Here is a 24618-nt window from a genome sequence, read left to right as displayed (position 1 = left end):
CTGCGTCAGGCAGGCGCGCCGTGCCCCAGCCCCAGATAGACCTCCACGACGCGCGGATCCTGCGCCACCTCGGCCGCCGGCCCTTCCAGCGTGATCGTGCCGGTTTCCAGCACGTACGCGTAGTCGGCCACCTGCAGCGCGGCGCGCGCGTTCTGTTCGATCAGCAGGATGGACACGCCCATCTCGCGCAGCCGCGCGACGATGCGGAACACTTCGCGCACGATGCGCGGCGCCAATCCCAGGCTGGGTTCGTCCAGCATCAGCAGGCGGGGCTTGGCCATCAGTGCGCGGCCCACGGCCAGCATCTGGCGTTCGCCTCCCGACAGCGTGCCGGCCAATTGCGCGCGCCGTTCCTGCAGGCGGGGAAACAGGTCATAGACCTCGGCCAGCGTCTGGTCCTGGTCGCGCAGGCCGCGGCGATAGCGGTCGAAGGCGCCCAGCATTAGGTTGTCCTCGACCGTCATCTCCGCGAAGAGCTCGCGCTTTTCCGGCACCAGGTTCATGCCTGCCGCGACCATCTCCTCGATCTCGGCCTGTTCCTGCACCTTGCCACCGAAGGCGATGCCACCCTGCGACGGCAGCACGCCCATGATGGCCGACAGCAGCGTGGTCTTGCCCGCGCCGTTGGGGCCGATGACGGTGACGATCTGGCCTTCGCCCACGTCCAGGCTGACGCCCGAGACGGCCTCGACCTTGTCGTAGGCCACGCGCAGGTCGCGCACTTGCAGCAGTTTCGCGCTCATTCTTCCACTCCGCCCAGATACGCTTCAAGCACCGCGGGATTCTGCTGGATCTCGGCCGGCAGGCCTTCGGCGATCTTTTCGCCGAAGTCCATGACCACCACGCGATCCACCAGGCCCATCACGAAATCCATGTCGTGTTCGACGAGCAGGATGGCCATGCCTTCGGCGCGCAGGCGCTTGAGCAGCTCGGCCAGCTCGCATTTCTCCTGATAGCGCAGGCCGGCCGCGGGTTCGTCCAGCAGCAGGATGCACGGGTCGGACGCCAGCGCGCGCGCGATCTCCAGGATGCGCTGCTGGCCAAGGGCCAGCGAGCCCGCTTCGTCGTGCAGATGCTTGCCCAGTCCCACGCGCTCGACCTGGCGCGCGGCTTCGGCCAGCAGGCGCGCCTCTTCGGCCCGGTCCAGCCGCCAGGCGGCCGGCAGCACGCCGCGATGCCCGCGCAGGTGCGCGCCGATCGCGACGTTTTCCAGCACGCTCATGCGGCCCAGCAGCCGCACGTGCTGGAACGTGCGCGACAGGCCCAGGCGCGCAATCTTGCGCGCACCTACGCCGGCAACCGGCTGGCCCAGCAGCGTGACCTGTCCCGAGGTCGGCGTGTCCACGCCCGAGATCTGGTTGAACATCGTGCTCTTGCCCGCGCCATTCGGGCCGATCAGCGCCAGCACTTCGCCCGCGCGGATCTCCAGGTTCATGGCGTTGTTGGCCACCAGGCCGCCAAATTTGCGCGTCACGTCCACGGCTTTCAGCACCACCTCGCCGCGCGGCGGCATGGTGCGCCGGGGCAGCGGGTCCGCCGTCATGTCGACATGACGCGGCTTGCGCTTGACCGGCACCCAGCGCGTCAGCACCGGCCACAGGCCGCTGCGGGCGCGGTGCAGCAGCAGCACCATGCCGAAGCCGAAGACGATCACTTCAAAGTTGCCGGTCTGGCCCAGCACCTTGGGCAAGAGGTCTTGCAGCCATTGCTTGAGCACCGTGAAGACGCCCGCGCCAACGAGCGCGCCCCACACCTGCCCGGCGCCGCCGATGACGGTCATGAACAGGTATTCGATGCCCATCTGCAGGCCGAACGGATTGGGGTTCACGAAGCGCTGCATGTGCGCGTACAGCCAGCCCGACGCGCAGGCCTGCAGCGCCGCGATGACGAAGATCACCATGCGCGAGCGCGCCGTGTCCACGCCCATGGATTCGGCCATCACGCGGCCGCCCTTGAGCGCGCGGATGGCGCGGCCTTCGCGCGAGTCCAGCAGGTTCTGCGTGGACCAGACGGCGACAAGCAGGAAAGCCCAGATCAGGTAGTAGATGTTGCCGCCCTGGTTGAGCGTCCAGCCGAACAGGCTGATGGCCGGAATGTCCGGAATGCCGGTGTGGCCGCCCAGCCCTTCGACCGAGCCGAAGACGAAATACAGCGACAGGCCCCAGGCAATGGTGCCCAGCGGCAGGAAGTGGCCGGACAACTTCAGCGTGATCGCGCCCAGCAGGTAGGCCAGCGCCAGCGTCAGCGCCAGGCCGGCGAGCAGCGTGAGCCAGGGCGATGCGCCCAGCCAGCCAAGCCACGATGGCAGGGTGTCCGCGCGGGTGGTAAGGAGCGCCGTGGTGTAGGCGCCCACGCCCACGAAGGCGGCCTGGCCGAAACTGGTGAGCCCGCCGACGCCGGTCAGCAGCACCAGGCCCAGCGCCACCAGCGCATACAGGCCGATGTAGTTCAGCAGCGTGACGTAGAACGGCGGCAGCACCAGGGGGCCGAGCGCCAGCAGGGCCAGGAAGGCGAGGAGGATGTGGCGCGGGGTCATTCGTCTTCTTCCTCGACGTGATGGCTGTTGAGTGAACGCCAGAGCAGCACGGGGATGATCAGCGTGAACACGATGATTTCTTTGTAGGCGCTGGCCCAGAACGACGAGAAGGCTTCGATCAAGCCGACCAGCACGGCGCCCGCCGCGGCCAGCGGATAGCTCACCAGCCCGCCGATGATGGCGCCCACAAAGCCTTTCAGGCTGACCATGAAGCCCGAATCGAAATACATGGTGGTGATCGGTGCAATGAGGATGCCGGACACGGTGCCGATCAGCGCCGCAAGGAAGAATGTGGCCTTGCCCGCGAACACGGGCGAGATGCCCATCAGGCGCGCGCCGATGCGGTTGAACGCCGCGGCGCGCAGCGCCTTGCCGTACATCGAGCGTTCAAAGAACTGGTACAGCACGACGATCAGCACCACCGACACCGCCACCACCCACAGCGCCTGGCTGTTCACGTTGACCGGACCGAGCGTCATGCTGGCGTCGCTGAACGGCGCGGTGCGCGCGCCTTCCGCGCCGAAGGCCAGCAGGCCCAGGCCGACCAGCGCCAGGTGGACCGCGATCGATACGATCAGCAGCACCAGCGTCGAGGCCGATGCGATCGGCTGATAGAACAGGCGATAGAGCTGCGGACCCATTGGCACCAGCAACAGTAGCGTCAGCAGCGCCTGCACCGCCATCGGCAGTTGCGCGAGCGGCAGGCGGTACAGCAGCAGCGCCAGCGCCAGCGGATAGATCACCTTGGCCGCCATGCGCCAGTGGGCGCCGCGCCGGGCGGGCCGTTTGCGGCGCGCCATCAGGTCGGCGGCGGCCTCGGCCAGCGCGAACGCGAGCAGCAGCCACACCAGCAGGATGGGCTTGCCGGCCTGCATGGCGGCCATGGTGAGCGCGCCGAAGGCGACGAACTCACCCTGCGGGATGAACAGGACGCGTGTGACGGTGAAGACCAGCAGGATGGACAACGCCAAGAGCGCGTAGATGGCGCCGTTGGTGATGCCGTCCTGCCCGAGTATCAAGGCAATCTGAGCATTCATGCGAAATTCCAATAAGCTGATTTCCCCCCCGAAGCGCTGCGCGCGTTCCCCCAGGGGCATGCCTGCGGACCGGCGGAGCCGGATCCGCGGCATCCCGATGGGACGCGCGGAGTCTGCTTTCTGGCGACGCCCGCAGCGCATGTGAGCGTGGGGGGAGATCCTTTTACTTGACTAGCGTCCAGTTGCCGTCTTTGACGGTGATGAGTTCGCGGCCGCGTTCGTCAAAGCCGCTGTGGTCGGCGGCGCTCATGTTGTAGACGCCTTGCGTGCCCACCAGCTCCTTGGTTTGCTCCAGCGCGTCGCGCAGGGCGCTGCGGAACTCCTTGGTGCCGGGCTTGCCGGCTTTTTCGGCGATCGGCACGGCCTTTTCCAGCAGCAGGCCGGCGTCATAGACGTTGGCGCCGAAGGTGGCGGGCTTGGAGCCGTTGAGCTTTTCGTAGGCGGCGATGTACTCGGTGGCGACCTTCTTGGACGGGTTGCTGTCCGGCATTTCCGGCAGCACCAGCATCAGGCTGGCGGCCAACACCGTGCCTTCAACCTTCTTGCCGCCCAGCTTCAGGAAGTCGGGCAGCGCGGCGCCGTGGGTCTGGTAGAACTTGCCCTTGTAGCCCTGATCGAACAGCGTCGTCTGCGGCAGCACGCTGGCGGCGCCGGGGGCGGCGACCAGCACGGCGTCGGGCTTGGCGGCCAGGATCTTCAGCGCCTGGCCGGTGACCGAGCTGTCAAAGCGCAGGTAGCGTTCGTTGGCGGCAATCTTGATGCCCTTTTCCGCGGCCAGGCCCGAGAACACCTTGTACCAATTCTCGCCATAGGGATCGTTCAGGCCGATGAAGCCGACCGTCTTGATGCCGGTCTTGGCCATGTGGTCCACCAGCGCGCGCGCGATGATGTCGTCGTTCTGCGTGGTCTTGAACACCCACTTCTTCTGGTCGTTCATCGGCAGCACCACCGCGGCGGTGCCGACCGGCGCCAGCATCGGCACGCCGGCCTCGGCGGCGAACTGGATCACGCCCATGGCGTTGGGCGAGCCCGACGGCCCGATCAGCGCGTCCACGTTCTGCTCCGAGATCAGCTTCTTGAAAGCCGTGACCGAGTTTGTGGAATCGCTGGCGTCGTCCAGCGAGATGTATTCCACGGTCAGGTCGCCGATCTTCTTGGGCAGCAGCGGCACCGTGTTCTTCTGCGGAATCCCGACCAGCGCGGTGGGGCCGGTGGACGAGGTGACCACGCCGACCTTGACTTGCGCCAAAGCGGGCAGGGCGAACAGGGCGGCGATGGCGGCGGCAGCGGCCAGGGGGAGTTTCTTCGACAGCATGGCAAAACCTCCGGGGTAGGGAGCAGAGTGGGAGTGCGGCTGGAAAGCGGAGCAAACGGGAACTGCGGGAATACTTGTTGCTTAAAATTTCTTACCTTCAAGGATCAGCACTGTAGACCCGGGGCCCGGTGCTTACCTATCCGTCAAAACCCGAAGCGCGGGGCGGTCAGATGGTGATGGAGCTGACGCTGGCGCCGCCGCAGACGAACAGCGTCTGGCCGGTCACGAAGCTATTGGCGGGATCCGCGAAGAACATGACGGCGCGCGCCACGTCGTCCGAGCGGCCCAGGCGCTTGACCGGAATGCCCTCGGCAAGCTGGCGTTCGCGTTCGCTGCCGGCCTCGATCACTTCGTAGAACATGTCGGTCTGGATCGGGCCGGGCGCCACGACGTTGACCGTGATGCCGTACGGCGCAAGCTCCAGCGACCAGGTGCGCGCCATGCCCACCATGCCGGCCTTGGTGGCCGAGTAGGCGGTGCGCGTGGGCAGGCCCAGCGCGCCGCGCGACGACATCATCACGATGCGGCCGAACTTGCGTTCCTGCATGCCGGGCAGGGCGGCTTGAACCAGGCTGATGGCAGCGCCCAGGTGGATCTGCGTCAGGCCATGCAGCTCTTCCTGCGTGACCTGCGGCAGCAGATTCGGCCAGATCACACCGGCGTTGTGGATAACGTGGCTGATCGGAAATTGGGCGGCGGCCTCGGCGCCGGCTTGCGCGGTCGCCGTGGCGTCCAGCAGGTCGACCTGCACGTTGTGCAGGCGCGGATGCGAGAAGTCCGCGGCGCGGCGTGCCATCGAGATCACCTCGTAGCCCGCGTTCAGCATGCTGCGGCAGATTTCCGCCCCGATGCCGGCGCTGCCGCCGGTCACGATGGCCACATGGGTTTGCGTCATGGTTCCCCCTTGATTTATTGGTATGGTCCGGCCGCGATCAGGCCGTGGGCGCCAGCGCCAGTACGCGCAGCGGGCTGCCCGAGCCGCTGCGGATCTTGAGCGGCGCCGAGAAGATCACCGCGCCGGTGGCCGGCAGTTGATCCAGGTTGGTCAGGCACTGCAAGCCGTAGCGGTTGTTGCCGTGCATGTAGTAGTGGCAGGGGTAGGGCGGGTCCAGATGCTGGGCTTGTCCGGCATCCGTGCCCACCGACTCGGTGCCGAACCCGTGCACGTCACGCTCCTTGATGAGCCAGGGCACGACCTCGGCATCGGGACCCGGCGAATGCGCGCCGTCGGCCTGCATGTTCAGGTATTCGGCGGGCTTGGCGCGCTTGGACCAGTCGGTGCGCATCAGCACCCACGACCGCGCGGGGATGCGGCCGTGCTGTTCCTCCCATTTCTTCACGAAGTCGATGGTCAGGAGAAAGTCCGGGTTGCCCGCCGCTTCCGCCGAACAGTCGATCACGCAGGCGCTGGCGATGAAGGCATCGATGGGAATCGTGTCCACCGTGTTGTCGGGCTGGTCCTTGCCCGTGACCCAGTGCGCGGGCGCGTCGAAGTGTGTGCCAGTGTGCTCAGAACACGAGAAGTTGTTCCAGTACCAGGCCGGACCGCGCTCGTCGTAGCGGGAGATTTCCTCGATCCGGAACGGCCAGGCTTGGCCGAACTCGGGCGGCAGCACGATGGTCGGGAATTCCGGCGTCAGGGTTTCGGTCAGGTCCACCAGGCGAATGCGGCCGGACACCAGCTCGGTCATGAATTGGGCAAGAATGGGTTGACTCACGGTGCTCTCCTGTTGGTTCCTGCAGGGTGTCAGACACCCCTGCATCCTTGCTGCTGCGTAGGTGTCTGACACCCGCTGAGACGTCGTACCAAGTTGCCGACTGTCTCTCCAGGGTGTCAGACACCGTGTTCTTCTGTAGGGTGTCAGACACCCCTGCATCCTTGCTGCTGCGTAGGTGTCTGACACCCTCTGAGACGCCGTGCCAAGTTGCCGACTGTCTCTCCAGGGTGTCAGACACCGGGTTCTTCTGTAGGGTGTCAGACACCCCTGCATCCTTGCTGCTGCGTAGGTGTCTGACACCCTCTGAGACGCCGTACCAAGCTGCCGACTGTCTCTCCAGGGTGTCAGACACCGGGTTCTTCTGTAGGGTGTCAGACACCCCTGCATCCTTGCTGCTGCGTAGGTGTCTGACACNACCAAGCTGCCGACTGTCTCTCCAGGGTGTCAGACACCGGGTTCTTCTGTAGGGTGTCAGACACCCCTGCATCCTTGCTGCTGCGTAGGTGTCTGACACCCGCTGAGACGCCGCGCCAAGTTGCCGACTGTCTCTCCAGGGTGTCAGACACCGGGTTCTTCTGTAGGGTGTCAGACCCCCCTGCATCCTTGCTGCTGCGTAGGTGTCTGACACCCGCTGAGACGCCGTGCCAAGTTGCCGACTGTCTCTCCAGGGTGTCAGACACCGGGTTCTTCTGCAGGGTGTCAGACCCCGGGTTCTTCTGCGGTCACCCGCCCAAGCCCAGCTCTCTTTCCAGCCCCTTCGGGTTCTCCGCCAGCCGCTCCCGAAACTCCTGCGCGACGTCGCCCACATACACGTCTTCAATGCCGTCCTTCAGCGCCCGCACAATCGCGGCGGCGATGGCGGCCGGCGCCACGCGGGGCGGCGGCGTGCGCTGCTCCCATTCGTGGTCGACCGGGCCGGGAAACACGTTCACCACCCGCACGCCCGCGCCGCGCATCTCGGCGCGAAGGCATTGCGCCAGCGACAGCGCCGCAGCCTTTGACGCGGACCACATGCCGCGCGCCGGCAGATTCATCTGCGCATAGATGGACAGCACGTTGACCCACGCCGCCGCGCTGTTCACGCCGTCTGCCGCGCGCCCGCACAGCGCGGGGCCGAAGCTCTGCGCCAGCCGCATCAGGCCCAGCACGTTGACGTCCATCGCGTCGCGCGCGGTGTTCACGTCCTTGCGGTTCAGCAGTCCACCCTCGCGTTCCAGATCCGCCGTGTTCACCAGGATTTCGACCTTGCCGCCGATCGAAGCGGCCACGCGTTCGACGGAGTCGGTATCGGTCACGTCCAGCGTCACAGCCTGCACGCGCGGGTCCGCCGCCAGCGCATCAAACGCGGCGTCGCGCTTCCAGGCCTGCGGGTCACCCAGAAAGATCATCGGGCTGCCCGCATCCAGCAGCGCGCGCGCCACCGCCTGGCCGACGGCCGACTTGCCATCAGTGACCAGCACGCGGCGGAATTTCGGATCGCACGAGGTCTCGCGCAGTGTCTTGTCGTCTTCCATGTTTGGCGTATTCCTTTCGGGCAGGGCGATCATCACGGCCTGGCCGCTGCGGTCCAGCTTCAGGGCCAGGCGCACGCGCTCGCCGTCGGCGCAGTCCTGGTGGACGTGCGCCACGACGGACGGTCCGGCGTCCATCCGCACCGTGCCCACGCGCCAGGGCAGGCGTTCGCGGAAATACAGGTCGTTGCTGTGATGCAGCGTAGTGCTGACCAGCAGCACGCCGTTCGGATCGGCGGGCCGCCACGGCAGGTGTTCGGACAGGCAATGGCCGCAGACTTCGCGCGGCGGGTATTGCACCGTGCCGCACTCGGCGCAGGTCTGCAGATCGAAGCGTCCTTCGGCGGCGGCAGCGGTCAGTCCCAGCGCGCTGCGGCTGCGCGAGCCCGGCGGCAGCGTGGGCTGGCGCGTGCGCGCAACCGGATTCTTGCGAGGCGGCTTGGCCAGCGGCTCGGTCATGCGTCGCTCCTTGCCAGGATGGCCGCGGCCGTGCACAGCCCGCGGTCGTAATTGATCATGCCGAAGCCGCTCACCATGCCCAGCCGGGCGCCTCTGACCTGCGTGCCGCCGGCCGTGCCGGTCAACTGCCGCAAGGCCTCGACCATGCCCAAATAGCCGCCGGCCGCGCCCGCCTGGCCGACCGACAACTGGCCGCCATTGGTGTTGAACGGAAAGCTGCCGTCCGCGGTAAAGGTGTTGTCGCGCACGAATTGCGGCGCGGCGCCCTTGCCGCAAAAGCCCAGGTCTTCCATCTGCATCAGGTTGATGACGGGATAGTCGTCGTAGGCCTGCAGGAAATCCATGTCGGCCGGCGCGGCGTTGGCCAGCCCGTACAGCTCGTCCACGTCCATGGTCCAGCCGCCCCGGGTCTGGATCGGGTCATCGATCCAGGCGTTGTGTCGCTCGATGGTGGACAGGATGCGCGCATACGGCAGCTTCAGCGCGCGGGCGCGGTCCTCGCTCATCACCAGAAATGCGTCCGCGCCGGCGCACGGCATGACGCAGTCGAACAGGTGGATCGGCTCGGTGATCACGCGCGCATCCAGATACTGCGCCAGCGTCAGCGGCTTTTTCATCAGCGCGTGCGGGTAGCGCAGGGCGTTGTCGCGCTGGGCCACGCAGAGCTTGCCGAAATCCTCGCGGGTGGCGCCCGTCTCGCGCATGTAGTTGGTGGTCAGCAGCGCGAAGCTGGCGTTCGGGCCGCCCGCGCCGTACGGGTAGACGGCGTCCTGCGCAAAGCGCGAGAACTGGCTGACCGTGTTGCGGAACGAGTCCACGTGATTCGTGTCGCCGGCCAGGCAGGCCACGACGTTGGCGTCACCCGCCTGCACGGCCCGCGTGGCACGGCGCAGCGCGGCCACGCCGCTCGCCCCGCCCATCGGGATGTGATCGAGCCAGCGCGGTGTCATGCCCAGGTGCTGGACCAGACCGACCGCAGTGTCGGGCGCCAGCGTGAAGCTGGATACGCACAGGCCGTCCACGTCGGTCTTGGCCAGGCCGGACTGCCGGATCAACGCGCCCAGCGCGCGGCCCAGCCACCAGTGCGCGGCGTGCGTGGAGTAGCGTTCGTACGGAATCGTGACGGGCAGGGCCGCCACGACGCCGTCGTAGCCCAGGCGGCTCATTGGTGGGCCCCTTCGGCCGGACGCTTCTTCAGATGGCACGTGTCCACGCAGCGCGCCGTGCCCGGCAGGCCGGGCGCCAGCGCCTTCATCTCGCCGCGCTGGATCTTGTTGGTGGTGGTGAGCGGCAGGCTGTCCACGAACGCGACATAGCCGGGCGCCTTGTAATACGCCAGCTGCGACAGCGACCATTGCACGATGCTGCGCGCGGCCTCGGCCATCGCGTCCGCATCGGAAGGCGCGGCCTCGGGCACCACGCACGCCAGCACCTCGTCGCCGCGCACCGGGTCCGGCACGGCGGCCACCGCCACGGCCTTGACCAGCGGATGCTGCATCAGCACGCTTTCCACTTCGACGGCCGAGATGTTCTCGCCGCTGCGCCGGATCACGTTCTTCTTGCGGTCCACGAAACGCAGCGCGCCGTCGGCTTCGCGGCGCACGATGTCGCCGGTGTGGAACCAGCCGCCTTCCCAGGCTTCGTCGGTGGCGGCCTCGTCCTTCAGGTAGCCGGCAAAGAAGCCATATCGCGGATCTTCCCCGGCATGGCGCACCAGCAGCTCGCCCGGTTCGCCAATGACGGCCGGTTCGCCCGCGTCGGTCACGATGCGCACCTCCACGTCGGCTTCCTCGCTGCCGAAGCTGCTCGTGCCGACGTGGCGCGGTTCCTGGTTGGCGATGATGACGGCGCCCGCGCCGGTCTCGGTCATGGCCCAGGCTTCCAGCAGCGGAAAGCCGAAGCGCGCCTCGAACGGCGCATGCAGCTTGCGGTCCACGCCCGCGCCGAAGCCGAAGCGGATGGCCGGCTGCAGATCCTTCGGGGTAGGCTCGGCCTTCATCAGGATGGCGGGCATGACGCCCAGATAGTGCAGCACGGTGGCGCGCGATTCGCGCACGCTGTCCCACCATGAACGGGGGTGAAAGCGGTCCAGCGGAATCAGGCAGCCGCCCGTCAGCACCATCGCCATCGCCGAATATGCCATGGCGTTCATGTGCACCAAGGGCAGCGGCGTCAGCATGCGTTCCTGTCCCGGCCGCAGGGCAGCGAGCCCGCCGATGCGCGCATACCAGCCGCCCGCGTGCAGGAAATAGCGGTTGGGCAGAATGCAGCCCTTGGGCCGGCCGGTGGTGCCGGACGTGTAGAGCAGCGCGCATTCGGTCAGTTCCGACAGCGCCGTACCTTGCAACGGTGCGGGGAACGGCGCGGCGGGCGGCGCGTCGTCCGGTCCCATCACGCGCAGCTCGCGGCCCGCGCGTTGCGCGGCGGCCAGCAGGTCCGCGTGACGCCCGGGCAGGGCGACCGCCAGCGCGATCTCGGAGTGACCGGCCAGGTATTCCAGTTCGGCGGCGCGCAGGTCCGGGTTGATCGGCACGACCGACACGCCCAGCGCGTTCAGCGCGAACCAGTGCAGGAAGAAGGCGGGCCGGTTCTCCAGCAGCAGGCCCGCGCGGTGGCCATGGCCATAGCCGGCGCTGGCATACGCGGCGCGCAGCGTGGCGATGGCATCGGCCGCCGCGGCGTAGGTCAGCTCACCCGCCGCGATGTCATACGCCTTCGCCGTTTCGGGCAGGATGCACAGGAACGGCTGGCCGCCGTGGCGGGCGGCGGTGTCGGCAAAGGCCTGGTGGACAGTGGCGGTCACGGTCCGCTCCTACATGAACAGTTGGATATTGCCGAAGGCCGCGTCGCAATTGACGAGGTCCACGCGCTTTAAGCGGATGCGCAGCGCGCCGTCCTGTTCCACCAGGTGATGCGTGGCCCAGCCGGCATACAGCGTCTGCGCGTCCTGCCGCGTCTCGACGTAATGGAAGGCGGTGCGCACCACGTGACGTCCCTCGGCGGGCGCGGCCTCCGGATGGTCATGTTCGACCGTGGGCGCTTGCAGCAAATGATGGCAGCGGCTCTTGGGCTGCTGCGAAAAGGTGCGCTGGCCCGCCAGCCGTTCCACGCGCACGCGCAGCAGCAGCTTGTCCTCGTACATCAGCGACGCATGCAGCTTCGCGTCGGTCTGGCCGTGCGCCAGCGGCATCCAGTAGTGGCCGTCCTCGGTGTACAGGTCCAGCCAGTCCTCGAAGCGCAGTTCGTCCAGCAGGCGCGCCTCGGTGTAGACAAAATCGATCAACTCGCGGTCGCTTGCGCTCATACCGACTCCGGTCCGGTCATGTAGCGGCCCCATGCGCGGTACTGGTTGCGCATCTGCCATTCGTTGGTGCCATTGGTGACGACGTTCTTCTGGTCCGCTTCGCCGGGCGCGTAGAGCCGTCCAACGTTTACCCAGTCCCGCGCACGCGAATGCAGGCCGTCCTGTGCGCGTTCGTACATTTCGAGGTCGTCGTGGCCCACCACGGACGTCGGCGCATTGATGAGCCGGTTGTACATGAGGGTGCGTTCCAGCAGCAGGTCCGGCGCGCCCACCAGGCGGAAGGTCCAGGACTCCACCAGCGTGCGGTCGGCGGCAATCGGCTTGAAGATCCGTAGCGTCTGGATCGGACCCTTGACCATGATGTTGGGGAAGTAGACGGTGTTGTGGCGCACGTCGCCCAGGATCTGCTTGGCGCGATCCTCACCGTAAGCCTCGACCATCGACTCCCAGTAACCGGGAATGCCGGAATACGAGGCGTGGATCGAGTCCGACACGCCCGTGTGCCCGTGGCCGTTTTCCCAGACGCGGATGCCCATGTTCTCGAAGAACTCGTACGGCGAAATGAACGGCGCGAACAGCTCCACCGCCATCGGCTTGGGCGTGCCTTCCGGCGCCTGTTCCCAGACCTTGACGGCCGTGCCCGCCGACGATTCGTGCGCGACCATCGGATGGCAGGTGTCGGTCTGGTTGTCGACCAGCATCTTCCAGTTGCAGCGGTGCATGTAGCGCAGCACGCCGCCGGCGACTTCCAGGCGGCCTTCCGGCGACCGGTCCACCATGTTGTCCAGCGTGGAAAGCGAGTCGCCGAAGAATTCCTCGAACGACTGGCCTTCGGGATTCAGGCGGCAGAACACAAAACCGCGATGGTTGCGCACGTCTTTGACGGCAGCCATGCCCTGGCTGGCTTCGCAGTTTTCCAGGCCGGTGTTTTCGTAGCCCTTTTTCAGCGGGATCGACAGCAGGCTGCCGTCGGTCTTGAAGGTCCAGGCGTGATAAGGGCAGCGGAAGAACTTGCCCGTGTTGCCGCAGGCCTCGCCTGCCACCATGGTGCCTTTGTGCGGGCAGCGGTTGTGCAGCACGCGAACCGTCTTGTCGCTGTGGCGCACCATCACCACGGGCTGGTTGCCCACAGTCGTCGTCACGTAGTCGCCGGGATTCGGAACCTGGCTGTCGTGGCCGACGAAGACCCAGGTATTGGCATACAGGCGCTCCATTTCCAGGTCGAACAGTTCCTGGTCGATGAAGAGGTCCTTGTGCACCTCGGTGTCGCGCAACAGCGCACGGATGGCGTCGGGATTGTCGCGGTATTTGGCCATGATGGCTTCCTCGTCGGGCTTACAGATCCAGCACCAGGCGCGCGGACTTGGCGCGCGAGATGCAGATCTGGATGATCTTGCCGCTGGCCTTCTCGGTGTCGGACAGGTAGTAGTCGCGGTGGTCGGGCTCGCCTTCCAGCACGGTGGCTTGGCAGACGCCGCATTCGCCGCGCTTGCAGTCGTACATCGGGTCGCAGCCCTCGTCCTCCATCACCTCGACTATGGTCTTGTCGGCGGGTATCGTCAGCACGCGGCCGGACTGGCGCAGCTCGACCTCGAAGGCCTGGTCGCCGGCCAGCGCGGCGGCCGTCGTGAAGAGTTCGAAATGGATGTGGGCGTCGGGCCAGTGGCGCGCGTGGGCGCCCTGGATGACGGCATCGATCAGGCCCTTCGGGCCACAGACGTACAGGTGCTGGCGCGGGTTCGACGCGGCAAGCAGCGCCTGCAGATCAAAGCGGCAGGACGGATCGTCGTCAGCGTGCAGCGTCAGGTCGCCGCCCGCCAGCGCCTGCAGTTCAGGCAGGAAGGCAAGCTGGTCCTTGCTGCGGCCGCAGTAGTGCAGATGGAAGGCGCGGCCGGCGGACTTGAGCGCGGCGGCCATGGACGCGATGGGCGTGATGCCGATGCCGCCCGCAATCAGCACCACCGGCTCGTCGCCCGCGGGCGATTCATGCAGCGGAAAGTCGTTCTTGGGGCCTTCCACGGTCAGCACGTCGCCCTCGGCCAGCGCATGCATGTGGCGCGATCCGCCCTGGCTGGGGTCTTCCAGCCGCACGCCCAGACGATATTCCGCCGGCTCGGCAAAGCGGCCCGCTTCGGGCACCAGCTGCACCAGCGAATAGCAGCGCGGATCTCGCAGGCCCGGCACCGTCACCTTCAGGTGCGCGCCGGGGCCAAACGCGGGCAGCGTACCGCCGTCTTCGCGCGCCAGGCGGAACGAGCGGATCAGCGGTGATTCCTGCCGGACTTCCCGGACGATCAGTTTGAGTGTCTGCACGATGTCGGTCTCTTTCTGGGGGCGGCCTCAGGCGGCCAGTTTTTCCGCGATCTGGCGTTCCATGGGCTCGCATTTCACGTTGGCGAGCGCCGTGTCGCGAAGCGCGCGCAGCGCGTCGGCGGCATCTGGGCGGCCAGCCAGCTGGTCCGCGGCCGCGATGAGCTGCCGGTATTTGCCGCCGCCGCGCGTATGGGTGTCGCTGTAGCCCTTGACCAGGCGGCGGCAGTTGACGGTCTCGACGGCCAGCGCGTAGTCGCGCGGGGCCAGCCGCGCCACCAGCGCCAGCCAGGAATCCAGCGATTCGGTCTCGATCTGATGGCGCAGCGTGCTGCGCCGGAACCGCCGCATGCCGGCCAGCGTGTACAGCATCAGGAATCCGCCCAGCGTGCCGCTGCGCAGGCGGCGGCCCTTGCCAAGCCGGCGCTCGACGAAGCCGCCGAAGGCTTTGGAGCCCTCCAGCCAGCGGCCCAGCCGAACCGGCAATGTGCCGCAGATTTCTTCCAGCCGGGGATGCATGAATTCGGTCGTGTCGACGAGCTGGCCGGGCCGCGCGCCGACTTCCGTTCGCACGCGGTCAAAGCGCGTGCCGCGGGTCTTCAGGTCCGCCACGCGGATCACGTCGTCGTAGGCCATGGCGGTGGCCACGTAGCGCGCCGCCGCACAGGTCAGCGCCCATTGATGCGCGTCACCGCCGTGCTGCGCGTCCAGGTCACGGAACGCCTTCATGCGGCGCAGGTAGTCTTCGGCGTAAGCCTGGTCCTGGAATTCGATCTGGCGGCGCACGCCTGCGGTCAGCATTGGCTGCGCACAGGTGGGAAAATCACGCAGGATGGCGTCCAGCAGGGCCTGCGAGCGCGGGCTGGCGGCACGTTCGGGCACCACCGGCTCGGGCCGCGTGAGGTCGATGGCCGCGGGCTGTTCCGGCGCCTTGTTGGCCGATTCGAAACCCAGCGCGAAGGCGCGCAGGCTGGCGTCGACGCCCAGGCCCGCGCGACGCACGGTGGCCTCGAAGTCGTCGCGGGTGAAGGGCAGGGAGCCGCTGCCGGCCACCGCGCCAAACAGGCTGGCGCTGATGACGCTGCCCGCGCGGTCGGCCAGGTCCTGCAGGTCGAAGCACATGAAGCGCCGGGCCGCCGCGCGCCCCGCTTCCAGCACCTTGTTGGGATCGGCGATGCCGTTGCCGGGCGCGGACTTTTCGCTGACCGCAAAACTGCGGTGCGACGACGCGATCAGGACCGTGCGGTCCGGTGTCACGAGGCCGCGCTGGATGGCCCGGCCGCCTTCCATCAATTCGGCGGCCACCACCAGGTCCACGTCGCCCGGCGTGGGCATCAGCGCCAGCGCGGGCTGGCGGCCGGCGCGCTGCACATCGGCCTCGGGCAGCAGCTCCAGGTAGTAGATCGTGGCGCCAGTGCGCTGCGCCACGCCGGGCACCGAAGTGGTCTGTGCCCACCAGCCCGCGTGCTCGGCCATGTCGACGATCCAGTCGGCCAGCACGCCGCCGCCCTGGCCGCCCATGGCCAGGATCGCGATCTTGATGGGGTTGCCTTGCTGCATCACCGCCGCGTTCATGTTGCTGGGTCCCTCAAAGCGCGTTGTGCGCCAGACGCGCCGCGCGGCGCCGTTGCAGGAAGCCGATCACCGCGCCGCGCATGCGCGCCAGGAAGCGATCGGCGCCGGTCGGGTTGTGGATGATGTCGGCGCGGTAGAAGGACGGGCAGAGCACGGCGGCATGCGCGACCTCGCCGCAGTTGCCGCAGCCCACGCAGCTGCTTTCCACGTGCGCCACGGGGTCTTCCTTGAGCGGATCGCCGCTGTCCTTGACCGTCAGCGACGGGCAGCCGGACAGCCGGATACAGGCGTGGTCGCCGGTACAGACGTCGGGGTCCACGCCAAAGCGTTCCTTCACCACCCGCTTGCCTTCCTTGACCGCCTTGTTGAAGAGCGGCTTCACGCGCCGCTGCTTGTTCAGCATGCACTCGGACTGCGCGATGATGACCTTCGGCCCCTTGATATCGGTGGTCAGCGCCTCTTCGATGGTGGCGCGCACCTTGGCCACGTCGTAGGTCCGGTCCAGCGTGCGCACCCACTTCACGCCCACGCCGCGCACGGCCTGGTCGATCGGGTTGTTGGTCGAACGGTCGGGGTTGTCGGCGCGCGAGGACAGGATGTCCTGTCCGCCGGTGGCCGACGCGTAGAAGTTGTCGACGATGACGATGACGCCGTCGTACTTGTTGAACACGGCGTTACCGATGCCCGACGCCAGCCCGTTATGCCAGAAGCCGCCGTCGCCCATGATGGAGATGGGCCGCTTGGCCGCCGGCACGTTGAAGGCCGCCGCGCTGGAAGCGCCCAGGCCGTAGCCCATCGTCGTCGCGCCCAGGTTGAAGGGCGGCAGGATGGAAAAGAGGTGGCAGCCGATGTCGCACGAGATGTGGTGCTGGCCCAGCGTTTCCTGCGCCAGCGTCAGCGCGGAAAAGATGGGCCGCTCCGGACAGCCCGTACAGAAGCCCGCGGGCCGTGGCGGCACCACGGCGGACAGGCTGTCGACGTGCTTGTGGAAGGTGATGGGTTGCTCGGCGGGGCGGGCTGGCTTGGGCCGCGAGACCTCGGTGATGGTGAGCTGGGGCTCGGGCTGTACTTCAGCCTGCGCATCCACCGCCACGGCAGGATGCGTCTGCAGCGACTCCGGCCGGTTGCGCTTGAGGAATTCACGCAGGCCGTCGCGCATGACCTGGGTCGTGTATTCGCCCGCCATCGGCAGCACGTCCTTGCCGGACAACTGCGTGTTCACACCCGCGCGGCGCAGCACTGCGTGCAGGTTCTGCTCGATGTAGTCCGGCTGGCCTTCCTCCAGCAGCAGCACCGCGCGCTTGCCGCGGCAGAAGCCGATGACCTCGTCCTCGATGACGGGGTAGGTCACGTTCATCACGTACAGCGGGATGCGGCTGTTGCCGAAGTTGTCGGCCAGTCCCAGCAATTGCAGCGCGCGGATGACGCCGTTGTACAGGCCGCCCTGCAGGATCAGGCCAATGTCGTCCTGGTCGCCGTCAAAGTGCTCGTTGAGCTGGTGTTCCTTGATGTAGCGGATGGCGGCGGGCCAGCGCTCATTGATCTTTTCCTGTTCATGCAGGAACGAGGCCGGCGGCAGCACAATGCGGCTGGTGTCGCGCGCCGGGCTTTCCAGCGCCTGCGCCAGGCTGAACGCCGGACGCTTGTTTTCCTTGGCGATAAAGCGCCCGTGCACATGGCAGCCGCGGATGCGCAGTTGCAGCATCACGGGCGTCTTGCTGGCTTCCGACAGCGCAAAGCCGTCTTCCACCGCCTTGACCATGCTTTCCAGATTGGGACGCGGGTCCAGCAGCCAGATCTGCGACTTCATGGCGAACGCGTGCGAGCGTTCCTGCATGATCGACGAGCCTTCGCCGTAGTCTTCGCCCACGATGACGAGCGCGCCGCCGGTGACGCCGCCCGAGGCCAGGTTGGCCAGCGCGTCGGAGGCGACGTTGGTGCCCACCGTCGACTTCCACGTCACGGCGCCACGGATGGGGTACATGACGGACGCCGCCAGCGTCGCCGCGGCGGTGGCTTCCGAGGCGCTCGCCTCGAAGTGCACGCCCAGTTCCTGCAGGATGTCGTTGGCGTCGGCCAGCACGTCCATCAGATGCGAAATGGGCGAACCCTGATAGCCGGCCACGTAACCCACGCCGGATTGCAGCAGTGCCTTCGTGACGGCAAGAATCCCTTCGCCGCGAAATTCCTCGCCTGCGCCGATGCGCAGTTGCTGGACTTCTTTCTTGAAAGACCTTTCCGCCATCTGGATCCCTTTCGCGGACCCAGCGGGTCCTTAATCCGTGCTGCCGTGCAGCATCGTCTTGCCACGAAAACATCGCCTGAAAAATACTTTAGGAGTCAATGTTTTAGCTGTCAATAAAAAAGATGAAATTTCATGGAAATTAAAAAATATCACGCAAAAACAAGGGTGTATATACTGGTTGTCCTCTAGCATTTTGACGGTTTCGGAGCGCTGCAATGGTGCAAAAACGGGTTGCGATTTGGGGTATACCCTGTGCTGCGCAACAGCATTGCGGTACATCATGGCGCACGGCCGCGCCGTCGTGGTGCAATGCGCCTTTCGGAAACGGGGCGGGCCTTCGAAATGGGCGCGTGGGAGCAAACCAACATGCAGGCAGATAAGCCACGCGGCACGCGCGCCGCCGCAACGGGCCCGCGGTTCGTCGATGGCTACCTGGCCTATCTGCTTGCGCAGGCCAGCCAACGCATCTCGGCGGAATTCCATCAACAGGTCAAAGCCGCCGGACTATCCGTGACCGAATGGCGCGTGCTCGCCAGCCTGCAGGGCAGCGCCGGCGAAACCATCGGCAGCCTGGCGGTGCTGGCCATCACCAAGCAGCCCACCCTCAGCAAGGTCGTGCAGCGCATGGAGGCCGACGGCCTGGTGGCCCGCACCGGCGTGCGCGCGGACCGCCGCCAGACAAGGGTCTGCATCACGGCCAAGGGCTCCAACCTCATCGGCGGCCTGTGCGATCAAGCCTTGCAGCACCAGAAGGCAGTGCTGGCGCCCTTCGGCGAAGAAAAGGCCGCGCTGCTCATCGACATGCTCGATGTGCTGATGACCGAGCACGTTCCACTGGAACTGCCCATCGACCCGGACGAATAGCTTCAACCGTTGCAAGCGCGCACTCGAACATCGTTCGGTCCGATTATTTGGTTACATGCTTATGCGTCCCCGATTGTCGTTTCTCTGTGAAAACAATCCCCGGTACGCGCAAACCCTGAATTGACGCGGGTCTCGCGGGTAGGCACACTCGCGCCGGTATTCAGACTACTGTCAGGAGTTGACACTTATGCGCCGCACTTTGATTGCTATCGCGATCGCCGCCGCCGTGGCAGTGCCCTCGATCGGGCAAGCCAAGACCTTCCGCTGGGCCGCCCAGGGCGACATCCTCACGTTCGATCCGCACTCGCAGAACGAAGGCATGACGATCGCCGCCAACAGCTACATCTACGAGCCCCTGGTCGACTACGACAAGTCTTTCAAGGTGTCGCCGCGCCTGGCCACCGAATGGGAACAGGTATCGCCCACGCTGTACCGCTTCAAGCTGCGTCCCAACGTCAAGTTCCATGACGGCGCCGCGTTCACGGCTGACGACGTGGTGTTCTCGATCCACCGCGCCATGGCGCCCACGTCGAACTACAAGGCCTACACCACCGGCATCAAGGAAGCGCGCAAGATCGACGACCTGACGGTCGAGATCGAAACCTCGGCGCCCAATCCCGTGCTGCTGCGCCAGCTGACCAACGTGTTCATCATGAACAAGGCCTGGTCCGAAAAGAACAACATCCCCAAGCCGCAGGACTTCGTCAACAAAGAAGAAACCTACGGCGCGCGCAACACCAACGGCACGGGCCCCTACAAGCTCAAGAGCCGCGAAGTCGACGTGCGCACCGTCTTCGAGGAAAACAAGGACTGGTGGAACAAGGCTGACAAGGTCGGCAACGTGACCGAAGTCATCTTCACGCCGATCAAGCAGAACGCCACCCGCACCGCCGCGCTGCTCTCGGGCGAAATCGACTTCGTGCTGGACCCGGCCGCCCAGGATCTGGAGCGCCTGCGCCAGCAGCAGAAGGTCGTCGAAGGCAACGAATACCGCACCATCTACCTGGGCCTGGACCAGAAGCGTCCCGAGCTGCAGTACTCCAACATCAAGGGCAAGAACCCCTTCCAGGACATCCGCGTGCGCGAAGCGCTGTACCGCGCCATCGACGTGGACGCCATCAAGCGCGCCGTGATGCGCGGCCTGTCGGCGCCCACTGGCACGATGATCGCCCCGCAGGTGCATGGCTGGGCTGAATCGGTGCACAAGCGCGTGCCCTACGATCCCGAAAAGGCCCGCGCCCTGCTGAAGGAAGCCGGCTACGACGGCACGCTGAACTTCACGCTGGACTGCCCGAACAACCGCTACATCAACGACGAAGCCATCTGTCAGGCCGTCGTCGGCATGTGGGCCAAGGTCGGCGTCAAGGCCACCATGAACGCCATGCCGCGCTCCACGTACTTCCCGAAGGTGCAGTCGTTCGACACCAGCGCCTATCTGTTCGGCTGGGGCGTGCCCACGTTCGACGCCATGTACACGCTGCAAAACCTGATCCGCACCAAGGGCGAAGGCGCTGACGGCATGTACAACCTGGGCAACTACAGCAACAAGGAACTCGACGTCATCATCGACCGGATCAAGACCGAGACCGATGCGAAGAAGCGCGACGCCGACATCATCACCGTGCTGGAAGGGCACGCCAAGGACTTCGGGCACATCCCGCTGCACGACCAGGTCATCCCCTGGGCCATGCGCAAGAACGTCACGGTCATCCACCGTGCCGACAATCGCCTCGTTGCCGATTGGGTCAAGGTTGACTGATCCAGGCTAACCAGACGGCGGGACCTACCCGGTTCCGCCGTCTTGCTTTTTTTCGCCTATGTTCGCTTTCATACTGCGTCGCCTGTTGCAGGCCGTAGCGGTGATGCTCACCGTCGCGCTACTGGCCTTTGTGCTTTTCCAATACGTCGGCGACCCTGTCACCATCATGCTGGGGCAGGACGCCACCGATGCCGAGCGCATCGAACTGCGTGAACGCCTGGGCCTGAACGAGCCCGCCATCGTTCAATTCGGCCACTTCGTGGCCAACGCCGTGCAGGGCAATTTCGGTATCTCCCTGCGCCAGAGCGAACCCGTTTCAACGCTGCTGAAATCCCGCCTGCCCGCCACCCTTGAGCTGTCCATGGTGGCCGCCTTGCTGGCGCTCGTCGTGGGCGTGCCGCTGGGCGTGTACACGGCGCTCAAGCGCAACAGCCTGGTCTCGCAGATGCTGCTGGCCGGGTCGCTGCTGGGCGTGTCGCTGCCGACCTTCCTGATCGGCATCCTGCTGATCCTGGTGTTCTCGGTGCAACTGGGCTGGCTGCCCAGCTATGGGCGCGGCGATACCGTCAGCCTGGGCTGGTGGACCTCGGGCCTGTTCACCGCCACGGGCTGGAAGCACCTCATCCTGCCGTCCATCACGCTGTCGCTCTTCCAGATGACGCTGGTGCTGCGGCTGGTGCGCTCCGAAATGCTGGAGGTCCTGCGCTCGGACTACATCAAGTTCGCGCGCGCCCGGGGCCTGAAGCGCCGCGCCATCCACTTTGGTCACGCGCTCAAGAACACGATGGTGCCCGTCATCACCATCACGGGCCTGCAATTGGGCGGCATCATCGCCTTCGCCATCGTGACCGAGACCGTGTTCCAGTGGCCGGGCATGGGCCTGCTCTTCATCCAGGCGGTCCAATTCGCCGACGTGCCGGTGATGGCCGCGTACCTGTGCCTGATCGCGCTGGTGTTCGTGGTGATCAACCTGATCGTCGATCTTCTGTATTTCGTCGTGGACCCGCGGCTGCGTTCCGGGCTGACTCGCGGCGGGGGGGCTCACTGATGCGTGCCGTACTCAAACGCTGGTGGGACAGCGACATCGCTTGGGCCTGGCGCCGGGCGCCCGTGGCCATCGTCGCCACGCTGCTGCTCGCAGCCCTGTTGATCGGCTCCTTCGGGGCCGGCTGGGTCGCGCCGCACAATCCGTTCGACCTGACCAAGGTCGAACTGCTGGACGCGTTGCTGCCGCCGGCCTGGGAACCCAACGGGCAGGCCACATACCTGCTTGGCACCGACAGCCAGGGCCGCGATCTGTATTCGGCCATCCTGTACGGCACGCGCGTGTCGCTGCTGATCGGCCTGGCCTCGGTGCTGCTGTCGATGGTGATCGGCATCGTGCTCGGGCTGGTGTCCGGTTATGCCGGCGGCCGCGTCGACGCGTTCATCATGCGTGTCGCCGACGTGCAACTCTCGTTCCCTGCCATCCTGATCGCACTTCTGATCGACGGCGTGGCCCGCGCGGCGGTACCGCGCGAGATGCACGAGATCATCGCCTTCCCTGTGCTGATCGGCGCGATCGCGCTGGCCGGCTGGCCGCAGTACGCCCGCACGGTGCGCGGTTCGACGCTGGTGGAAAAGAACCGTGAATACGTGCAGGCCGCCCGCGTGATCGGCGTGGCCTCGCCCGTCATCATGTTCCGCCACGTGCTGCCCAACGTGCTGGGTCCGGTGCTGGTGCTGGCCACGGTTCACCTGGCCACCGCCATCATCACCGAGGCGACGCTGTCGTTCCTGGGGGTGGGGGTGCCGCCGACCGCGCCGTCGCTCGGCACGCTGATCCGGATCGGCAACGATTTCCTGTTTTCCGGAGAGTGGTGGATCACCATTTTCCCGGGCGCGGCCCTGGTGCTGCTGGTGCTGTCGGTCAACCTGCTGGGTGACTGGCTGCGCGACGCACTCAACCCGCGTCTGAACTGAGGGTAACCATGAGCGCATTACTCGAAGTCCGCAACCTGCGCGTGGAGTTTCCCACGCGCCGCGGCACGCTACGCGCCCTGGACGACGTGTCCTTTTCCATCCAGGCTGGCGAAGTCCTGGGCGTGGTAGGCGAATCCGGCGCCGGCAAATCGCTGACCGGCGCCTCCATCATCGGCCTGCTCGAACCCCCGGGCCGCATCGCGGCCGGCGAGATCCTGCTGGCCGGCCGGCGCATCGACAACCTGCCCGACGAGCAGATGCGCCGTGTGCGCGGCCGCGAGATCGGGGCGGTGTTCCAGGACCCGCTGACGTCGCTGAACCCGCTGTACACGGTGGGCCGGCAACTGGCTGAAACCATCGTCACCCATCTGGACATGACGTGGTCGCAGGCGCGCAACCGCGCGGTCGAGCTGCTGGCGTCCACGGGCATTCCCGCCGCGCGCGAACGCATCGACCACTATCCGCATCAGTTTTCCGGCGGCATGCGACAGCGCGTCGTGATTGCGCTGGCCCTGGCCGCCGAGCCCAAGCTGGTGGTGGCGGACGAGCCCACGACCGCGCTCGACGTGTCGATCCAGGCGCAGATCATCGAACTGCTCAAGCGTCTGTGCCGCGAAAACGGCACGGCCGTCATGCTGATCACGCATGACATGGGCGTGATCGCCGAGACCGCCGACCGCGTGGCGGTGATGTACGCCGGCCGCGTGGCCGAGATCGGCCCGGTGGCAGACGTCATCCACAAGCCGCGCCATCCTTACACGTCGGGGCTGATGGGCTCCATTCCCACGCTCGAAGGCCACACCGAACGGCTGGTGCAGATCGACGGCAGCATGCCGCGCCTGAACGCCATTCCGCCGGGCTGTGCGTTCAATCCGCGCTGCGGTCAGCGCCTGCCGCGCTGCGCGCACGACCGTCCCGAGCTGATGCCCGCAGGCACGTCGCGCGCGGCCTGTTGGCTGCATGACAAAGGCAATACGTTGGAGGTGGCCGCATGAGCACGCCCTTGGTTCAAGTAAAGGACGCGGCCCGCTGGTTCGACGTATCGCCGCCCTGGCTGGAGCGCGCGTTGGCACGCAAGCCCAAAGTGATGCTGCGCGCGGTGGACGGTGTGTCGTTCGACATCGCCCGCGGCGAGACGCTGGCGCTGGTGGGCGAATCCGGCTGTGGCAAGTCCACGGTCGCGCGCATGCTGGTCGGGCTGTATGGCCTGACGCGCGGCGACATCAGCTTCGATGGGCAGCCGCTGTCGCGCATGTCCGAGCCCGGCGGGCGCGCCCTGCGCAAGCGCCTGCAGATGATTTTCCAGGATCCCTATGCCAGCCTGAATCCGCGCTGGCGCGTGGGCCGCATCATTGCCGAGCCGATGCTGACGCACACACAGATGTCGCCCGCAGACCGCGTGGCGCGCGTCGGCGAACTGCTCCGGCAGGTGGGTCTGGATCCCGCTGACCAGAGCCGCTATCCGCACCAGTTCTCGGGCGGGCAGCGCCAGCGCATCTCGATCGCGCGCGCGCTGGCGGTCAATCCGGAATTCCTGGTGTGCGACGAGCCCACCTCGGCGCTGGACGTGTCCGTGCAGGCGCAGGTGCTGAACCTGATGAAGGACCTGCAGCGCAAGCTGGGCCTGACGTACCTGTTCATCTCGCACAACCTGGCCGTCGTGCACCACGTGGCGGATCGCGTGGGGGTGATGTACCTGGGCCGCATGGTGGAAGTCGCGCCGCGCGACGAACTCTTCGCGCGGCCGCGGCATCCCTACACGCGGATGCTGCTCGAGGCGATTCCGGACATCAACGGCGCGGGCAAGCCGCGTACCGCAGTGGCGGGCGAGGTGCCAAATCCCCTGAATCCGCCGTCCGGATGCACGTTCCATCCGCGCTGCCCGCACGCCAACGACCGTTGCAAGGCCGAGGCGCCGGTCGCGAAGCTGGCGGGGGTGTCGATCGTGGCCTGCCACGCTGTCGAGGAAGGCCGGATCACCGTGTGATCCTGCAAACGCCATGGACCGGGCGTCTGCCCGGGC

20 protein-coding genes are annotated in these 24618 nt (G+C 66.6%); 6 read left to right on the top strand and 14 right to left on the bottom strand.

The genetic code is table 11. The annotated features are described in order from the left end of the window. Positions 1-5: 5 nt before the first annotated feature. From ASD71_RS20610 to ASD71_RS20545, 14 genes are all read right to left on the bottom strand, one after another. Positions 6-743, bottom strand: coding sequence for an ABC transporter ATP-binding protein (locus ASD71_RS20610; protein ID WP_056568936.1), 738 nt, complete (start codon positions 741-743; stop codon positions 6-8). Continuing rightward, positions 740-2536: an ATP-binding cassette domain-containing protein gene (locus tag ASD71_RS20605; RefSeq protein WP_056568933.1), complete on the bottom strand. Its 1797-nt coding sequence runs from the start codon at positions 2534-2536 to the stop codon at positions 740-742. The genes ASD71_RS20610 and ASD71_RS20605 overlap by 4 nt, the downstream gene beginning before the upstream one ends. Further along, positions 2533-3573, bottom strand: a complete 1041-nt coding sequence (locus tag ASD71_RS20600; protein ID WP_056568932.1) for a branched-chain amino acid ABC transporter permease — start codon at positions 3571-3573, stop codon at positions 2533-2535. The genes ASD71_RS20605 and ASD71_RS20600 overlap by 4 nt, the downstream gene beginning before the upstream one ends. Positions 3574-3736: 163 nt before the next feature. Further along, positions 3737-4888, bottom strand: coding sequence for an ABC transporter substrate-binding protein (locus ASD71_RS20595; RefSeq protein ID WP_056568929.1), 1152 nt, complete (start codon positions 4886-4888; stop codon positions 3737-3739). 166 nt (positions 4889-5054) lie between these two features. Continuing rightward, positions 5055-5783, bottom strand: coding sequence for an SDR family NAD(P)-dependent oxidoreductase (locus ASD71_RS20590; RefSeq protein ID WP_056568927.1), 729 nt, complete (start codon positions 5781-5783; stop codon positions 5055-5057). A 37-nt stretch (positions 5784-5820) separates the two neighbouring features. Continuing rightward, positions 5821-6606, bottom strand: a complete 786-nt coding sequence (locus tag ASD71_RS20585) for a cyclase family protein (RefSeq protein ID WP_056568924.1) — start codon at positions 6604-6606, stop codon at positions 5821-5823. Between the two features lie 722 nt (positions 6607-7328). Next, positions 7329-8576 carry an SDR family NAD(P)-dependent oxidoreductase gene (locus ASD71_RS20580; RefSeq protein WP_056568921.1) on the bottom strand — a complete coding sequence of 416 codons (1248 nt, stop codon included), beginning with the start codon at positions 8574-8576 and terminating at the stop codon, positions 7329-7331. Beyond that, positions 8573-9742 (bottom strand): thiolase family protein, encoded by a 1170-nt coding sequence (locus ASD71_RS20575; RefSeq protein WP_056568917.1) that lies wholly within the window; start codon positions 9740-9742, stop codon positions 8573-8575. The genes ASD71_RS20580 and ASD71_RS20575 overlap by 4 nt, the downstream gene beginning before the upstream one ends. Continuing rightward, positions 9739-11379 carry an AMP-binding protein gene (locus tag ASD71_RS20570; RefSeq protein WP_056568913.1) on the bottom strand — a complete coding sequence of 547 codons (1641 nt, stop codon included), beginning with the start codon at positions 11377-11379 and terminating at the stop codon, positions 9739-9741. The genes ASD71_RS20575 and ASD71_RS20570 overlap by 4 nt, the downstream gene beginning before the upstream one ends. Before the next feature lie 9 nt (positions 11380-11388). Continuing rightward, entirely contained in the window at positions 11389-11880 is a 492-nt protein-coding gene (locus ASD71_RS20565; RefSeq protein WP_056568910.1) for an aromatic-ring-hydroxylating dioxygenase subunit beta, read from the bottom strand. Beyond that, positions 11877-13196 (bottom strand): aromatic ring-hydroxylating dioxygenase subunit alpha, encoded by a 1320-nt coding sequence (locus ASD71_RS20560; protein WP_056568907.1) that lies wholly within the window; start codon positions 13194-13196, stop codon positions 11877-11879. The genes ASD71_RS20565 and ASD71_RS20560 overlap by 4 nt, the downstream gene beginning before the upstream one ends. 19 nt (positions 13197-13215) lie before the next feature. Then, complete coding sequence (locus tag ASD71_RS20555; RefSeq protein WP_056568905.1) at positions 13216-14193, bottom strand: PDR/VanB family oxidoreductase; 978 nt, start codon at positions 14191-14193, stop codon at positions 13216-13218. Between the two features lie 27 nt (positions 14194-14220). Then, the gene (locus tag ASD71_RS20550; RefSeq protein WP_056568903.1) at positions 14221-15765 is read right to left on the bottom strand and encodes an indolepyruvate oxidoreductase subunit beta family protein; all 1545 of its coding nucleotides are present in this window, start codon (positions 15763-15765) and stop codon (positions 14221-14223) included. Between the two features lie 13 nt (positions 15766-15778). After that, complete coding sequence (locus ASD71_RS20545; protein WP_056568900.1) at positions 15779-18010, bottom strand: indolepyruvate ferredoxin oxidoreductase subunit alpha; 2232 nt, start codon at positions 18008-18010, stop codon at positions 15779-15781. A gap of 366 nt (positions 18011-18376) precedes the next feature. Between ASD71_RS20545 and ASD71_RS20540 the strand changes: the two genes are divergently transcribed. The 6 genes from ASD71_RS20540 (at position 18377) to ASD71_RS20515 (ending at position 24582) form a co-directional block, all read left to right on the top strand. Beyond that, positions 18377-18874, top strand: coding sequence for a MarR family winged helix-turn-helix transcriptional regulator (locus tag ASD71_RS20540; RefSeq protein ID WP_056569521.1), 498 nt, complete (start codon positions 18377-18379; stop codon positions 18872-18874). Positions 18875-19061: 187 nt separating this feature from the next. Beyond that, a complete protein-coding gene (locus ASD71_RS20535) occupies positions 19062-20633 on the top strand; it encodes an ABC transporter substrate-binding protein (protein ID WP_056568898.1) in 1572 nt (523 codons plus the stop codon). 58 nt (positions 20634-20691) lie between these two features. Continuing rightward, positions 20692-21681 (top strand): ABC transporter permease, encoded by a 990-nt coding sequence (locus tag ASD71_RS20530; RefSeq protein WP_008158681.1) that lies wholly within the window; start codon positions 20692-20694, stop codon positions 21679-21681. Then, a complete protein-coding gene (locus ASD71_RS20525; RefSeq protein WP_056568895.1) occupies positions 21681-22595 on the top strand; it encodes an ABC transporter permease in 915 nt (304 codons plus the stop codon). Before ASD71_RS20530 ends, ASD71_RS20525 begins: the two co-directional genes overlap by 1 nt. An 8-nt stretch (positions 22596-22603) precedes the next feature. Continuing rightward, positions 22604-23590, top strand: coding sequence for an ABC transporter ATP-binding protein (locus ASD71_RS20520; RefSeq protein ID WP_056568892.1), 987 nt, complete (start codon positions 22604-22606; stop codon positions 23588-23590). Then, complete coding sequence (locus ASD71_RS20515) at positions 23587-24582, top strand: ABC transporter ATP-binding protein (RefSeq protein ID WP_056568889.1); 996 nt, start codon at positions 23587-23589, stop codon at positions 24580-24582. The genes ASD71_RS20520 and ASD71_RS20515 overlap by 4 nt, the downstream gene beginning before the upstream one ends. Positions 24583-24618: the final 36 nt, after the last annotated feature.

Source organism: Achromobacter sp. Root565 (assembly GCF_001427425.1).
Taxonomy (GTDB): domain Bacteria; phylum Pseudomonadota; class Gammaproteobacteria; order Burkholderiales; family Burkholderiaceae_B; genus Achromobacter; species Achromobacter spanius_D.
The sequence above is the reverse complement of the archived record's forward strand: the minus strand, read 5'-3'. Positions and strand labels throughout refer to the sequence as shown.

Bases quoted from the DNA above. Each gene is read 5' to 3' on its own strand.
- ASD71_RS20610 (WP_056568936.1), bottom strand. From the start codon at position 743: ATGAGCGCGAAACTGCTGCAAGTGCGCGACCTGCGCGTGGCCTACGAC.
- ASD71_RS20605 (WP_056568933.1), bottom strand. From the start codon at position 2,536: ATGACCCCGCGCCACATCCTCCTCGCCTTCCTGGCCCTGCTGGCGCTC.
- ASD71_RS20600 (WP_056568932.1), bottom strand. From the start codon at position 3,573: ATGAATGCTCAGATTGCCTTGATACTCGGGCAGGACGGCATCACCAAC.
- ASD71_RS20595 (WP_056568929.1), bottom strand. From the start codon at position 4,888: ATGCTGTCGAAGAAACTCCCCCTGGCCGCTGCCGCCGCCATCGCCGCC.
- ASD71_RS20590 (WP_056568927.1), bottom strand. From the start codon at position 5,783: ATGACGCAAACCCATGTGGCCATCGTGACCGGCGGCAGCGCCGGCATC.
- ASD71_RS20580 (WP_056568921.1), bottom strand. From the start codon at position 8,576: ATGACCGAGCCGCTGGCCAAGCCGCCTCGCAAGAATCCGGTTGCGCGC.
- ASD71_RS20575 (WP_056568917.1), bottom strand. From the start codon at position 9,742: ATGAGCCGCCTGGGCTACGACGGCGTCGTGGCGGCCCTGCCCGTCACG.
- ASD71_RS20565 (WP_056568910.1), bottom strand. From the start codon at position 11,880: ATGAGCGCAAGCGACCGCGAGTTGATCGATTTTGTCTACACCGAGGCG.
- ASD71_RS20560 (WP_056568907.1), bottom strand. From the start codon at position 13,196: ATGGCCAAATACCGCGACAATCCCGACGCCATCCGTGCGCTGTTGCGC.
- ASD71_RS20550 (WP_056568903.1), bottom strand. From the start codon at position 15,765: ATGAACGCGGCGGTGATGCAGCAAGGCAACCCCATCAAGATCGCGATC.
- ASD71_RS20545 (WP_056568900.1), bottom strand. From the start codon at position 18,010: ATGGCGGAAAGGTCTTTCAAGAAAGAAGTCCAGCAACTGCGCATCGGC.
- ASD71_RS20540 (WP_056569521.1), top strand. From the start codon at position 18,377: ATGCAGGCAGATAAGCCACGCGGCACGCGCGCCGCCGCAACGGGCCCG.
- ASD71_RS20535 (WP_056568898.1), top strand. From the start codon at position 19,062: ATGCGCCGCACTTTGATTGCTATCGCGATCGCCGCCGCCGTGGCAGTG.
- ASD71_RS20530 (WP_008158681.1), top strand. From the start codon at position 20,692: ATGTTCGCTTTCATACTGCGTCGCCTGTTGCAGGCCGTAGCGGTGATG.
- ASD71_RS20525 (WP_056568895.1), top strand. From the start codon at position 21,681: ATGCGTGCCGTACTCAAACGCTGGTGGGACAGCGACATCGCTTGGGCC.
- ASD71_RS20520 (WP_056568892.1), top strand. From the start codon at position 22,604: ATGAGCGCATTACTCGAAGTCCGCAACCTGCGCGTGGAGTTTCCCACG.
- ASD71_RS20515 (WP_056568889.1), top strand. From the start codon at position 23,587: ATGAGCACGCCCTTGGTTCAAGTAAAGGACGCGGCCCGCTGGTTCGAC.